Source organism: Pseudomonas sp. c313, assembly GCF_055407145.1.
The window spans coordinates 212687-226515 of record NZ_JBUZRD010000004.1 but is presented as its reverse complement, the minus strand read 5'-3'; the positions used below and the strand labels follow the sequence as shown (position 1 = coordinate 226515).

The 13829-nt window shown below is 60.5% G+C and carries 15 protein-coding genes and 1 pseudogene; 8 read left to right on the top strand and 8 right to left on the bottom strand.

Annotation, left to right across the window (positions count from 1 at the left end; all coding sequences use genetic code 11):
* Positions 1 to 82 precede the first annotated feature (82 nt).
* Both ACZRKZ_RS14610 and cyaY read right to left on the bottom strand, forming a co-directional pair.
* A complete protein-coding gene (locus ACZRKZ_RS14610; RefSeq protein WP_149412344.1) occupies positions 83 to 301 on the bottom strand; it encodes a DUF1289 domain-containing protein in 219 nt (72 codons plus the stop codon).
* Between the two features lie 2 nt (positions 302 to 303).
* Entirely contained in the window at positions 304 to 636 is a 333-nt protein-coding gene (gene cyaY / locus ACZRKZ_RS14605) for an iron donor protein CyaY (RefSeq protein ID WP_463967652.1), read from the bottom strand.
* Positions 637 to 875: 239 nt separating this feature from the next.
* On the opposite strand from cyaY, the gene lptM reads away from it, so the two are divergent.
* From lptM to ACZRKZ_RS14575, 6 genes are read left to right on the top strand one after another with little or no spacing between them, the layout of a single operon-like run.
* On the top strand, positions 876 to 1037 hold the full coding sequence (gene lptM, locus ACZRKZ_RS14600) for an LPS translocon maturation chaperone LptM (RefSeq protein WP_003208801.1): 162 nt from the start codon (positions 876 to 878) through the stop codon (positions 1035 to 1037).
* A 9-nt stretch (positions 1038 to 1046) separates the two neighbouring features.
* On the top strand, positions 1047 to 2294 hold the full coding sequence (gene lysA, locus ACZRKZ_RS14595) for a diaminopimelate decarboxylase (RefSeq protein WP_463981913.1): 1248 nt from the start codon (positions 1047 to 1049) through the stop codon (positions 2292 to 2294).
* Between the two features lie 4 nt (positions 2295 to 2298).
* Positions 2299 to 3129, top strand: coding sequence for a diaminopimelate epimerase (gene dapF / locus ACZRKZ_RS14590; protein ID WP_463967650.1), 831 nt, complete (start codon positions 2299 to 2301; stop codon positions 3127 to 3129).
* 13 nt (positions 3130 to 3142) lie between these two features.
* Positions 3143 to 3868, top strand: a complete 726-nt coding sequence (locus ACZRKZ_RS14585; protein ID WP_463967649.1) for a DUF484 family protein — start codon at positions 3143 to 3145, stop codon at positions 3866 to 3868.
* Positions 3869 to 3870: 2 nt separating this feature from the next.
* Positions 3871 to 4770 carry a tyrosine recombinase XerC gene (xerC, locus tag ACZRKZ_RS14580; RefSeq protein WP_463967648.1) on the top strand — a complete coding sequence of 300 codons (900 nt, stop codon included), beginning with the start codon at positions 3871 to 3873 and terminating at the stop codon, positions 4768 to 4770.
* Positions 4767 to 5465, top strand: coding sequence for an HAD family hydrolase (locus ACZRKZ_RS14575; protein ID WP_463981912.1), 699 nt, complete (start codon positions 4767 to 4769; stop codon positions 5463 to 5465). Before xerC ends, ACZRKZ_RS14575 begins: the two co-directional genes overlap by 4 nt.
* An 81-nt stretch (positions 5466 to 5546) precedes the next feature.
* Here ACZRKZ_RS14575 and sutA read toward each other — a convergent pair whose 3' ends face one another.
* From sutA to glnK, 4 genes and pseudogenes are all read right to left on the bottom strand, one after another.
* Positions 5547 to 5873 carry a transcriptional regulator SutA gene (sutA, locus tag ACZRKZ_RS14570; RefSeq protein ID WP_463967646.1) on the bottom strand — a complete coding sequence of 109 codons (327 nt, stop codon included), beginning with the start codon at positions 5871 to 5873 and terminating at the stop codon, positions 5547 to 5549.
* Between the two features lie 103 nt (positions 5874 to 5976).
* A pseudogene (locus ACZRKZ_RS14565) lies at positions 5977 to 6402 on the bottom strand (secondary thiamine-phosphate synthase enzyme YjbQ).
* A 211-nt stretch (positions 6403 to 6613) separates the two neighbouring features.
* The gene (locus ACZRKZ_RS14560) at positions 6614 to 7951 is read right to left on the bottom strand and encodes an ammonium transporter (protein ID WP_463967644.1); all 1338 of its coding nucleotides are present in this window, start codon (positions 7949 to 7951) and stop codon (positions 6614 to 6616) included.
* Positions 7952 to 7985: 34 nt separating this feature from the next.
* On the bottom strand, positions 7986 to 8324 hold the full coding sequence (gene glnK / locus ACZRKZ_RS14555) for a P-II family nitrogen regulator (RefSeq protein WP_002555808.1): 339 nt from the start codon (positions 8322 to 8324) through the stop codon (positions 7986 to 7988).
* Positions 8325 to 8745: 421 nt separating this feature from the next.
* Here glnK and ACZRKZ_RS14550 point away from each other — a divergent pair, with 421 nt between their 5' ends.
* Positions 8746 to 9006 (top strand): accessory factor UbiK family protein, encoded by a 261-nt coding sequence (locus ACZRKZ_RS14550; RefSeq protein ID WP_133100792.1) that lies wholly within the window; start codon positions 8746 to 8748, stop codon positions 9004 to 9006.
* Positions 9007 to 9215: 209 nt separating this feature from the next.
* On the top strand, positions 9216 to 10712 hold the full coding sequence (locus ACZRKZ_RS14545) for a YifB family Mg chelatase-like AAA ATPase (protein WP_463981911.1): 1497 nt from the start codon (positions 9216 to 9218) through the stop codon (positions 10710 to 10712).
* A 22-nt stretch (positions 10713 to 10734) separates the two neighbouring features.
* Here ACZRKZ_RS14545 and ACZRKZ_RS14540 read toward each other — a convergent pair whose 3' ends face one another.
* Positions 10735 to 12711: a methyl-accepting chemotaxis protein gene (locus ACZRKZ_RS14540; protein ID WP_463967641.1), complete on the bottom strand. Its 1977-nt coding sequence runs from the start codon at positions 12709 to 12711 to the stop codon at positions 10735 to 10737.
* A 189-nt stretch (positions 12712 to 12900) separates the two neighbouring features.
* Positions 12901 to 13821 carry a LysR substrate-binding domain-containing protein gene (locus ACZRKZ_RS14535; protein WP_463981910.1) on the bottom strand — a complete coding sequence of 307 codons (921 nt, stop codon included), beginning with the start codon at positions 13819 to 13821 and terminating at the stop codon, positions 12901 to 12903.
* Between the last annotated feature and the right edge of the window lie 8 nt (positions 13822 to 13829).

Sequence of the window (13829 nt, the reverse complement as noted above, 5' to 3'; positions counted from 1 at the left end):
GTTCTCACGGACCTCGATGAGTTGAGGTGTATCCGGACACTACCACAGCACAATAAATAAACAAGACAGGCTGACCTGAGGGTCAGGCGCCAGCCTTGCGCTGCTCGGCCTGGGCGACGATTACCCGTCGGCGCTGATCGTCAGCAGAGCGCCATTCACGGATGTCTTCCACATGCCGGAAGCAGCCGAGGCAGACTTTCTGCTCATCTAGCCGACATAAACTGATACAAGGTGACGGCACCGCCGGGCTGGCATTGCTGAACAGCGGCTTGGGCGGGCGTACCGAAACAGGCTGTGTCACGATCAGATCTCGTCGAAGTCCAGCTCGACGCCGGCTTGTTCCAGGGTGATGCGCGCGAGCATTTCGCTGAGCAGCTCATCGCTGGTGTCATGCGCCCAGCGCTTTTCCTCTTCATCGTAGTCAAAGTGAAAGCCACCGGAGCGCGCAGCCAGCCATAACTGACGCAGAGGCTCCTGACGACTGAAGATCAACTGGCTACCGTTCTCGAACTTGACGGTCAGTACACCCGCCGAGTTCTCCAGATCCACGTCCAGGCCACTCTCGTCGAAAATATCTTCCAGCGCTTGCTGGGTGGCATCCACCAGATCGTGAAAACGGGCTTCGGTCAAACTCATTGTGGGAACCTCGAAAAGTGTCTACTCACGCTCAAGCGCCGCACGATACGGGCGAGCCCCGCCGATTGCAAAGGATACCGATTTCATTGCCGAGAGCTGCATGAAATATCCTCGCTTGAGGTAGGCCACTTCCCGAGAAACTCGGCAAAGCCCCGCCGGACGGGTGTCCCGGCGCATAGGCAAGCTGGCGGGTGGTCGGTATACTCGGGCGCAATTAATGCATATTCAAGGATTTCGCCATGAAGCGCCTGATCTCTTCCCTTGCTGCGCTCGTCGCGGTCGCTTGCCTCGTTAGTGCCTGTGGTCAAAAAGGCCCGCTGTATCTGCCCGATGACAGCAAAGACCCGAATGAACAGGCGCAATCATCGCAAACCAAAGCGCACAAGCACGACACCTACTAAGGGAACACCATGGACGCTTTTAACTACCGGGACGGCGAGCTGTTCGCGGAAGGCGTGGCGCTGTCTGCAATTGCCGAGCGCTTTGGCACCCCGACCTACGTTTATTCTCGTGCCCACATCGAAGCACAATACCGTACCTTCGCCGATGCGCTGGACGGTACGCCACACCTGGTGTGCTACGCGGTCAAGGCCAACTCCAACCTGGCCGTGCTCAATGTCCTGGCGCGCCTGGGCGCCGGTTTCGACATCGTGTCCCGAGGCGAGCTGGAGCGTGTGCTCGCGGCTGGCGGCAAGGCTGACAAGATCGTGTTCTCTGGCGTCGGCAAGTCCCGTGAAGACATGCGCCGCGCCCTGGAAGTGGGCGTGCATTGCTTCAACGTCGAATCCACCGACGAGCTGGAGCGCCTGCAAGTGATCGCCGCCGAGTTGGGCGTTCGCGCGCCTATCTCCCTGCGGGTCAACCCGGATGTTGATGCAGGTACTCACCCATACATTTCTACCGGTCTTAAAGAAAACAAGTTTGGCATCGCCATTGCTGACGCGGAGGATGTGTACATCCGCGCCGCCCAACTGCCGAACCTGGAAGTACTGGGTGTCGACTGCCACATTGGCTCGCAACTGACCAGCCTGCCTCCCTTCCTCGATGCCCTCGACCGCCTGCTGGCGCTGATCGACCGCCTCGGCGAGTGCGGTATTTACCTGCACCACATCGACCTCGGTGGCGGTGTCGGCGTGCGTTATCGCGATGAAGAGCCGCCGCTGGTGGCCGACTACATCAAGGCCGTGCGTGAGCGCACCAAAGGCCGCGACCTGACACTGATGTTCGAGCCGGGCCGTTATATCGTCGCCAATGCCGGCGTACTGCTGACCCAGATCGAGTACCTCAAGCACACCGAACACAAGGACTTCGCCATCGTCGATGCGGCGATGAACGACCTGATCCGCCCCGCGCTGTACCAGGCCTGGATGAATGTCACTGCTGTTCGCCCACGCGATGGCGCAAGCCGCACCTATGACATCGTCGGCCCGATCTGCGAAACCGGCGACTTCCTGGCCAAGGAACGTCAGTTGGCCCTGGAAGAAGGCGATCTGCTGGCCGTGCATTCGGCCGGTGCCTACGGATTTGTCATGAGCTCCAACTACAACACCCGCGGGCGTACCGCCGAAGTGTTGGTGGACGGTGATCAAGCGTTTGAAGTGCGTCGCCGCGAGACGGTAGCCGAGTTGTTTGCTGGCGAAAGCCTGCTGCCGGAGTAAGACCATGCTGCTGCGTTTTACCAAGATGCACGGCCTGGGCAATGACTTCATGGTCCTCGACCTGGTCAGCCAGCACGCGCACATCCTGCCCAAGCATGCCAAGCAATGGGGCGACCGACACACCGGTGTCGGCTTCGACCAGTTGCTGCTCGTCGAGGCGCCGAGTAATCCGGACGTGGATTTCCGTTACCGGATCTTCAACTCCGACGGTTCCGAAGTAGAACAGTGTGGCAACGGCGCACGCTGTTTCGCCCGTTTTGTCCTGGACAAGCGCCTGACCGCCAAGCGGCAGATTCGCGTCGAGACTAAAAGCGGCATTATCGAGCTGGATATTCGCAGCGACGGCCAGATCAGCGTCGACATGGGCGCGCCTCGGCTGGTTCCGGCGGATATTCCGTTCCAGGCTGTCGAACAGGCCCTGAGCTATTGCGTCGATGTCGACGGCGAGAGCGTAGAACTGGCCGCCGTGTCCATGGGCAACCCCCATGCGGTACTGCGGGTCAACGACATCAACAGCGCGCCTGTCCATGAGCTGGGGCCGAAGATAGAACATCACCCGCGTTTTCCGGCACGGGTAAACGTCGGTTTCCTGCAGGTCATCGACCGCTCCCGCGCGCAATTACGCGTCTGGGAGCGCGGTGCCGGAGAAACCCAGGCCTGCGGCACCGGTGCTTGCGCCGCTGCCGTGGCCGCGATCAGCCAGGGGTGGATGGATTCGCCACTATTGATCGACCTGCCCGGCGGACGCCTGTCCATCGAATGGGCAGGCCCAGGCCTGCCGGTGAAGATGACCGGTCCGGCCATGCGTGTATACGAAGGACAGGTCCGTCTATGAGTGAGCCAATCCAATGACCGATAAGCCCCAGGTACCCGTTCAAGAATCCGAACCAACCCCTGATGAAAGTCTGGAGGCGGCGGCCGTCGCCGCTTACCTGGAGGCTAACCCGGACTTCTTCGTCGAGCATGAAGAGCTGCTGCCGGCCCTGCGCATTCCCCACCAACGCGGCGATACCGTGTCGCTGGTGGAGCGGCAGATGAAGATCCTGCGCGAGCGCAATATCGAAATGCGCCATCGGCTCTCGCAACTGATGGACGTGGCCCGCGACAACGACCGCCTGTTCGACAAGACCCGTCGACTGGTCCTGACCCTGATGGACGCCGCCAGCCTGGAAGACGCGGTCATTGCCGTCGAAGACAGCCTGCGCCAGGATTTCCAGGTACCTTTTGTCAGCCTGATCCTGTTCAGCGACAACCCGATACCGGTGGGCCGCTGGGTCAGCGGCAGCGATGCACAAACCGCCATTGGTGGCCTGCTGTCGGAAGGCAAAACCATCAGTGGCACTCTGCGCGAGCATGAGCTGGACTTCCTGTTTGGTGAAGAACAGCGCAAGCAGATCGGTTCCACGGCCGTGGTCGCCCTCAGCCATCAAGGCCTGCACGGTGTACTGGCCATCGCCAGCCGTGATCCACAGCATTACAAGAGTTCGGTGGGTACGCTGTTCTTGAGCTATATCGCCGAAGTGTTAGGCCGCGTCCTGCCGCGCTTCACCACCGCCCTGCGCGCGGTGCGCTAGCCATGGAACGACAACTGGACGCCTACTGCGCTCATCTGCGCAGCGAGCGCCAGGTGTCTCCCCATACGCTTGAAGCCTACCGACGGGACCTGAACAAGGTCCTGGCATTCTGCGAGAAACAACAGATCGGCAGTTGGAAAGCCCTGGATATCCAGAGCTTGCGTAGCCTGATCGCCCGCCTCCACCAGCAAGGCCAATCCTCTCGTAGCCTGGCGCGCTTGCTGTCGGCGGTGCGTGGCCTTTATCACTACCTGAACCGCGAAGGCCTCTGCGACCACGACCCGGCCAACGGCCTCGCGCCGCCCAAGGGCGAACGGCGCCTGCCCAAAACCCTCGACGCCGACCGTACCTTGCAACTGCTCGATGGCGCGGTAGAGGATGACTTCCTCGCCCGTCGCGACCAGGCGATCCTTGAGCTGTTCTACTCCTCGGGCCTGCGCCTGTCGGAGTTGACCGGCCTCAACCTCGATCAGTTGGACCTCGCGGATGGCCTGGTACAAGTGCTCGGCAAAGGCAGCAAGACCCGCGTGCTGCCGGTCGGCAAGAAAGCCCGGGAAGCCTTGCAACTGTGGCTGGGGTTGCGAGCCCTGAGCAATCCGGCGGATGACGCGGTGTTTGTCAGCCAGCAAGGCCGGCGCCTCGGGCCACGGGCGATCCAGTTGCGGGTCAAGGCCGCCGGCGAGCGCGAGCTGGGGCAAAACCTCCACCCGCACATGCTCCGGCACTCGTTTGCCAGCCACATGCTGGAGTCTTCACAAGACTTGCGCGCGGTGCAGGAACTGCTCGGCCACTCCGACATCAAGACCACCCAGATCTACACCCACCTGGACTTCCAGCACCTGGCGACGGTGTACGACAGCGCCCATCCACGGGCCAAACGCATTAAAGGCAGCGACTCATGAGCATCAAGCTGATCACCTTCGACCTGGACGACACGCTCTGGGATAACGTGCCCGTCATCATCAGCGCCGAGGCGTCGATGCGCGAGTGGCTCGCCACTAATGCCTCATTGGTGGGCGAATTGCCCCTGGAAAAGTTCGCCGACCTGCGCCAACAGGTGCTGCAGCGCTATCCCGAGCTGAAATACCGTATCAGTGTGTTGCGTCACCGCGTCCTGCTGCATGCCTTTGAAGAGGCTGGTTATCCACAGCCTGAGGCGACGGAGTTGGCGGGTGCGTGTTTCGAAGCGTTCATCCACGCCCGGCACCAACTCACTATATTCCCCGAAGCAGAGCCCATGCTGCAGGCCCTGGGCCGCCAGTACATGCTGGGAGTGATCACCAATGGCAATGCCGATGTGCAGCGCGTTGGTCTGGCGGATTACTTTAAGTTTGCTCTGCGCGCCGAGGATATCGGCATCGCCAAGCCGGACGCACGACTGTTTCAGGAGGCGTTACAGCGCGGTGGCGTAGATGCGAGCGCCGCCGTACATATTGGTGACCACCCCGGCGATGACATTGCCGGCGCCCAGCAGGCGGGGCTTCGCGCCATCTGGTTCAACCCAGCGGGTAAAGCCTGGGAAACCGAGCAATTGCCAGATGCAGAGATTCGCAGCCTGACTGAACTGCCCGACTTGCTCGCCCGCTGGAACGTATAACCTGGTGGTGAAGGCTCTTTGTGTCACCCATGAAAAAGCCCGCAGCGACGGCGGGCTTTTTCAGCAAGCAAGTAACTGACCTTAGATAGGCCGGCTGCCGTACTTGTTATCAGGCTTCTTCGGTGGATCAGCCACCACGTTGGCCTCGACTTCCTGCACTTTGCCGCCTTTGGCGAGGAATTCATCCATCGCTCGGGCCAGCGCATCGCGCTCTTTGTTCTTGGCTTCAACGCTTGGCAGCTCGTCAACCGAAACAGCAGCCTTGGCCTTGCCCTTGGCAGCCGGAGCCGGTGCGTCTTCCCCGCCGTCGTCGTCGTCAGCAACGTCTGACGCAGCCGCTTCCAGACCTTCTTCGGCTTCGTCGTCACCTACTTCGAGGTCGTCGTTTTCCAGATCATCGTCGCTCATGTTCTACCTCATGACTTGCGAAAAGCAGATTAGTTATAGCCCAGCTTCGCCGTCTGTCGACGGCAGCTGGAAAAAAATCAACATCCACCGGATAACCAGCGGCTTATGCCCCATCACCGTGCAAGGTGGCGAGGACTTTACGAGCAACACCATGATCGCGGTGCTCGCCCAGATAAACACCTTGCCAGGTCCTCATCGCCAAGTGGCCGGCCTTGACCGGCAAACTCAACTGACAGCCCAGCAGTCTGCCCTTGAAGTACGCCGGCAGATCATACGGGCCTTCGTCGTCATGTTCATACACCGCTCTACCTTGTGGCACCAGCGTGTTGAAAAAACGTTCGAAGTCACGGCGAACCGCCGGGTCGGCATTCTCGTTGACGGTCAACGAGGCCGAGGTGTGCTGCAGCTACAAATACAACAAGCCCATCCGACTAGCCTTCAATTCAGGCAAACCAACGAGCAACTCGTCCGTCACCAGATGAAAGCCCCGGGGCTTGGCCCGCAGGATAATCAGGGTCTGTTGCCACATACAGTTCTGCGCACATCGGCGCGCATTCTAGCGCGCTCAGGGAAAAAACAAAGTGCCGAATACGCCTACATGCATGTAAGACATTTGCACAGTGAAAAGTACCCTATGGATCCAATCACAAAGTCAGCACAAAAATACTCACAACCCTTCACCGCAGACAAACCCCAGACAAAAAAATGCCCGGCAAGCCGGGCATCTTTTTTAAGCGTACTTACAAGTTGTAGCCACGCTCGTTGTGTTCCGCCAGATCGAGGCCGACCGCCTCTTCCTCTTCAGTAACCCGCAGGCCCATGACCTTGTCCAGCACCTTGAGGATGACGAAGGTCACGATACCGGTGTAGATCACCGTGAAACCGACACCCTTGGCCTGAATCCAGACCTGTGCCGCAACATCAGTCACAGTGCCGAAGCCGCCCAGGGCCGGGGCTGCGAACACACCGGTGAGGATCGCACCGACGATACCGCCGATACCGTGAACACCGAAGGCGTCCAGGGAGTCGTCGTAGCCCAGCTTGCGCTTGAGGCTGGTAGCGCAGAAGAAGCAGATCACACCGGCAACCAGACCAATCACCAGGGCGCCCATCGGCCCCACGGTGCCAGCGGCTGGCGTAATGGCGACCAAACCGGCAACCACACCCGAAGCAATACCCAGGGCACTTGGCTTGCCGTGGGTGATCCACTCGGCGAACATCCAGCCCAGCGCCGCAGCAGCGGTAGCGATCTGGGTCACCAGCATCGCCATGCCGGCAGTGCCGTTGGCAGCAGCAGCGGAACCTGCGTTGAAGCCGAACCAGCCAATCCACAGCATCGCCGCGCCGATCAGGGTGTAACCCAGGTTGTGCGGAGCCATCGGCGTGGTCGGGTAGCCTTTACGCTTGCCGAGCACGATGCACGCCACCAGGCCAGCAATACCGGCGTTGATGTGCACCACGGTGCCGCCAGCGAAGTCCAGTACGCCCCAATCCCACAACAGGCCACCGTTGCCGCTCCAGACCATGTGCGCAATCGGCGCATAGACCAGGGTGAACCAGATGGCCATGAAGATCAGCATGGCGGAGAACTTCATGCGCTCAGCGAACGCACCGACGATCAGTGCCGGAGTGATGATGGCGAAGGTCATCTGGAAGGTGATGAACACCGCCTCAGGGAACAGCGCCGCAGGCCCGGTGATGCTGGCCGGAGTGACACCCGCCAGGAACGCCTTGCCCATGCCGCCGAAGAACGAGTTGAAGTTGACGACGCCCTGCTCCATCCCGGTAGTGTCGAACGCAATGCTGTAGCCGTAGACGACCCACAGAATGCTGATCAGGCCGGTAATGGCGAAGCACTGCATCATCACGGAAAGAATGTTTTTGGAGCGGACCATGCCGCCGTAGAACAGCGCCAGACCGGGGATGGTCATGAACAACACCAATGCGGTAGCGGTCAGCATCCAGGCGGTGTCGCCGGAGTTGAGGACTGGAGCCGCCACTTCGTCTGCCGCCATAGCCAGGCTGGGCATTACGATGGACAACAGGGCTCCTAGCCCTGCGAATTTACGCAGAGTCATATTGTTTTCTCCTGGGGCGTTGGGGTTTGGCGGCTTAGATTGCGTCGGTATCGGTTTCGCCGGTACGGATGCGAATAGCCTGTTCCAGATTGACCACGAAGATTTTGCCGTCACCGATCTTGCCGGTGTTGGCGGCCTTGGTTATCGCCTCGATAACCCGATCAAGATCCTTGTCGTCAATGGCGACATCAATCTTCACCTTCGGCAGGAAATCGACCACGTATTCCGCGCCGCGATACAACTCCGTGTGCCCCTTCTGCCGACCGAAGCCTTTGACCTCAGTAACGGTAATGCCCTGCACGCCGATCTCGGACAACGACTCGCGTACATCGTCCAACTTGAACGGCTTGATGATGGCAGTGACTAGCTTCATGAAAACTCTCTCCCGAATTGGTGGACTTGCCCCAGGAAAACAAACCCGTCTCAAGTCTAAGCGCAGTGCCTGGCTTTGTAACGCTTCGTCGCCCTGACAAGTGCCATTGCGACGCGAGCTAACCACTGGTGACGAAACCTGTACCCCGCTCCGTCGGCGCACTGCATTCGTCACAGCGACTGCATCAGTGCATGGGTCATGATGGTCTAAGCAGAAACCTTGCCAGCTCCGTAAAAATCACTGAAATCAATCCTTTGCTCACTCGTGCCCACTTGCGGGGGCCTACAGCGGTGTGGATACGCACGAAAACAGTGCGCAGCTGCCCGACCCCATGCACGAAAAGCGTGCGCAGCGCCGCGTGAAAAAGACTATAGACGCTGCGTGATACACTGCCTGCCAACAGTTTTCCGGAATATTTCCCATGCTCGCTCCCAAAGACCTCCTCGACGCCCTGAGCGGCCACGCCTCCCGCCTGTTCAGCGGCGAAACCCCGCTGCCTCGCAACGAAATCGAAAGCCAGTTCAAGGCTTTGTTGCAGAGCGGCTTCAGCAAGCTGGACCTGGTCAGCCGGGAAGAGTTTGATAGCCAGATGGTTGTACTGGCCCGCACGCGTGCGCGGTTGGAGAGCCTGGAGGCGAAGGTGGCGGAGCTGGAAGCGCGGTTGAATCCACCCACCGAATAACGCCTGCCCTTGTAGGAGCGAGCTGTTCGCGAAGAGCCCGAGAGCGCCGCGTTCATTCAGAATGCCCGCGTTATCGTTGACTATTTTCGCGAGCAAGCTCGCTCCTACAGTTTGGTCACGTTCTGTAAAACCTCCCCGCCTCGCTCTTCCCCACCTCGTCTACTCTTGAAAAACCCGCAGGAAGCGGCCCTCCATCTCAAGGAACGAGCATGTCCCTCGCCATCGTCCACAGCCGCGCCCAGATTGGCGTCGAAGCCCCCGCCGTCACCGTCGAGGTGCATATGGCCAATGGTTTGCCGTCGCTTACGCTAGTGGGTTTGCCGGAAACGGCGGTCAAGGAAAGCAAGGACCGGGTGCGCAGCGCCATTCTCAACTCTGCCCTGCAATATCCCGCCCGCCGTATCACCCTCAACCTCGCGCCCGCCGACCTGCCCAAGGACGGCGGGCGTTTTGATTTGGCGATTGCCCTGGGAATTCTCGCCGCCAGCGTGCAGGTGCCATCACTGATGCTCGATGACGTGGAATGCCTCGGCGAACTGGCGCTGTCCGGCGAAGTACGCGCGGTAAAGGGTGTGTTGCCAGCGGCGCTCGCAGCACGCAAGGCCGGGCGCACCTTGATAGTGCCTCGGGCCAATGCCGAAGAGGCGTGCCTTGCCTCCGGCTTGAAGGTGATTGCGGTAGATCACCTGCTGCAAGTGGTGGCGCACCTGAATGGGCATGTGCCGATTGAGCCCTTCGTTTCCAGTGGCCTGATGTACCTGAACAAGCCCTACCCCGACCTGAGTGAAGTCCAGGGTCAGTTGGCGGCCAAGCGAGCGTTATTGATTGCCGCAGCAGGCGCCCACAATCTGTTGTTCAGCGGGCCACCAGGCACCGGCAAAACCTTACTCGCCAGTCGCCTGCCAGGATTGCTGCCTCCCTTGAGCGAGCAGGAAGCGCTGGAGGTAGCGGCGATTCAGTCGGTGGTCAGCCTGGCACCACTGAGCCATTGGCCGCACCGACCATTTCGCCAACCCCACCATTCGGCTTCAGGGCCGGCACTGGTGGGCGGCGGCTCAAAACCGCAGCCTGGAGAAATCACTCTCGCCCATCACGGCGTGCTGTTTCTCGACGAGTTGCCGGAGTTTGATCGCAAGGTGTTGGAGGTACTGCGCGAGCCACTGGAGTCGGGCCATATCGTCATCTCCCGCGCCCGCGACCGAGTGAGTTTCCCGGCGCGCTTTCAGCTGGTGGCGGCGATGAACCCTTGCCCTTGCGGTTATATGGGCGAACCGAGCGGGAGATGCCGCTGCACACCGGAACTGATTCAGCGTTATCGCAACAAACTCTCCGGGCCCTTGCTGGACCGAATTGACCTGCACGTGACCGTTGCGCGGGAAAGCACCGCACTGAACCCGGCCACACAAGCCGGAGACGACACGGCCAGCGCTTCGGTACGTGTCGCCGAGGCCCGCGACCGCCAGCAGCAGCGCCAGGGTTGTGCCAACGCCTTTCTCGACTTGCCGGGGCTACGCGAGCATTGCGTGCTGGCGAAAGTCGATGAAGGCTGGCTGGAGACCGCCTGCGAGCGGCTGACTTTGTCGCTGCGGGCGGCGCATCGATTGTTGAAGGTCGCCCGCACCTTGGCGGATCTGGAGCAGGTGGAAGCGATCGGTCGCCATCATTTGGCAGAAGCGTTGCAGTATCGGCCAGCAGCAATCAGCTAATCCCTCGCCACAGTTTTGATGCTCACCTGAATCGGTCAACCTCATCGCGCAAGCCCGCCGCCAACGTCTCCAGTTCCTTGGCAGTAATCGCCAGGTTCGACACCACTTCCCGCTGCTCACTATTGGCCAGGGCAATGCTTTGCAAGTTGCTGCTGAGCAATGTGGCAGTGCTGCTCTGTTCCTGGGTTGCGGTAGTGATCGCGGCAAATTGCTGGCCGGCCGAGCGGCTTTGTTCGTCGATCCGCGCCAGAGCCGAAGCCACGTTGGCATTGCGTGACAGGCCTTCCTGCATCAATACGTTGCCTTGCTCCATGGTGCTGATGGCGTTGCCGGTTTCCTGCTGGATACTCTGGATCATCCCGGAAATCTCGTCGGTGGCCTGACGGGTGCGCGACGCCAGGTTGCGCACTTCATCGGCCACCACCGCAAAGCCACGACCCTGCTCGCCGGCCCGTGCTGCTTCGATGGCGGCATTGAGGGCCAGCAGGTTGGTCTGTTCGGCAATCGAGGTGATCACCCCAACAATCCCGCCGATTTCCTGGGAGCGCTGCCCCAAGGTGTTGATCACCGTCGCCGTGCTGTTCAGTGAGGTGGCGATATGCTCCAGGGACGACGACGCCTCTTGCATCGAGGTACGGCCGATCCGGGTTTGCTGGGCGTTTTCCTGAGCCAGGCGTTCGGTACTGCCCATATTGTCGGCGATGTTCAGCGACGTGGCGCTGAATTCTTCCACTGCGCCGGCCATGCTGGTGATCTCGCCGGACTGCTGCTCCATGCCTTCATAGGCACCACCGGACAGACCGGATAGCGCCTGAGCGCGGCTGTTGACCTCTTCGGCGGCCTTGCGGATATGGGACACCATGTTCGACAGCGCTTCGCCCATCTGATTGAAGCTGCGGGCCAACTGACCGATTTCGTCGTGACTGGACACATTCAAGCGCGCACTCAAATCCCCCGCGCCCAAGGCTTCGGCCTGGCGCACCAGATCCCCAAGCGGTGCCAATTTGCTGCGCAGCAGCCAGACCGTCGCGCCCACCGCCAGCAACATAGCCAGCACACTGCCGATCACTAGGCGAATGCCCACCGACCAGGTCACCGCGCGGATTTCAGCTTTCGGCATACTTGCCACCACCGACCACGGGCCACCGTCGAACGACACCGAAACGCTGTAGAAGTCTTCGTTCTTGTCGCTCCAGAAACGGCCCTTACCCGGTTTCTTGGCCAGATCGAGCATTACCGGAACCGATTGATCCAATGCTTGCACGCCGGCCGGCGGCACCAGCCAACGCTGCTGCTCGTCCAGCAACGCCAGGGAGCCGGTCTGGCCAATACGGAAACGCTTGAGGTTGTCGAACTGGGTGTTCTGCGCATCGGTGTAGTCGAAACCGATAAACAATACGGCGATGACCTTGCCGGCCGTATCACGCACTGGACTGTATTGAGTCATGTAGGAGCGTTCGAACAACACCGCTCGGCCGATGTAACTCTGCCCGGCCAGCAGGCGCGAATAGGCTGGACCCTGGCGATCCAGTACCGTACCGATGGCGCGATTGCCATCCTGCTTGGTCAGGGAAGTACTGACCCGGATGAAGTCATCGCCGCTGCGCACAAACACCGTGGCCACGCCGCCGGACATCTGCTTGAACTCGTCGACTTCGTCGAAGTTATTGTTGAGCATCTCAGTACCGAGGTACAGGCTCGGCGTCTGCACGCCGGCCACTGTCACCGGCTGGTCTGCACGCACGCTCAAGCCGGCGCCGAAGCGTTTTTCGAACAACCCGCTCAAACGCTGGGTGCTCTCGCGCAAGGTGCTGTGGAAGGTATTGAGTTGGTCGGCGAGCAACCGCGCCTCGCTGGCCAGGTGTTCTTCCCGAGTGTCGAGGTTGGCCGAGTCTAGGGAACGCAGGGCGAAGACGGTACTGCCGCTGATGACGACAGCCAATATTACCGCTAAGGCAAGACCCAGCTGGGAGGCAATCCGGGCGCGTGGTTGAGACATGACAGCTCCTGGCCGAGGCCCGGATCATCCTGATCTCATAGCGCAGCTCGGCAAATTTTCTAATAGGGGGGCACGCTGAGCCGCTAAAGAATAACGGCTACGTCACACCTACTTCGGCGGGGCTGATCAATACTTGAGTGAGTCACAGAGGCGCCACTCAAACGCATTGTTTTGGGGCACTACACCGAGTCAGTCGAGCCGTTCGACCTGAGGCAACTCCATGGCCCGGACCTCGCCCTGAAGGAAGTCCGAGAGCCTGCGCAAGCGTTCACCACCGGGACGGGTTTTCGGCCAAACCAGATAGTAATTTTCCCCACTGGCCACAGCGGTCGGCCACGGCAGGCTCAACCGGCCTTGGGCCACGTCTTCGGCCACCATCAGCAAATCGCCCATCGACACCCCATAACCTCGGGCCGCGGCGATCATCCCCAGCTCCAAGGTGTCGAACACTTGCCCACCCTTGAGCGATACCTGGGACGACAGCCCCATGCGCTCCAACCAATTGCGCCAATCCCGACGATCTGGCGTCGGGTGCAGTAGTTCGGCAGTGGCCAGGCGCGCAGCGTCCCAGGGCCCGTCGCTGAGCAGGTTGGGCGCACCCACCGGGATCAGCAGTTCGGGAAACAGGTAACTGGCCTCCCAGGCTGGTGGAAAATGGCCATTGCTCAGCAGTACCGCGCAGTCGAAGGGCTCCTGATTGAAATCCACTTCATCGATGCTCATCCAGGCGCTAGTCAATTGCACTTCATTGCCTGGCTGCAAATGCCGGAAACGACTGAGCCGCGCCAGCAACCAGCGCATGGTCAGGGTGGACGGTGCCTTCATGCGCAGGATGTCATCTTCGGCGTTCAGGGTATGACAGGCACGCTCCAGGGCGGCAAAGCCCTCGCGCACACCGGGCAGCAACAATCGCGCCGCTTCGGTGAGCTGCAAGGTGCGGCCGCTACGCTGGAACAGGCGGCAGGCGAAATGCTCTTCCAGGGTGCGAATGTGCCTGCTGACCGCACTTTGGGTAATGGACAACTCCTCTGCCGCACGGGTGAAGGAGTTGTATCGCGACGCGGCTTCAAATGCCCGCAAGGCATAAAGCGGAGGAAGACGACGAGACATAGGGACAG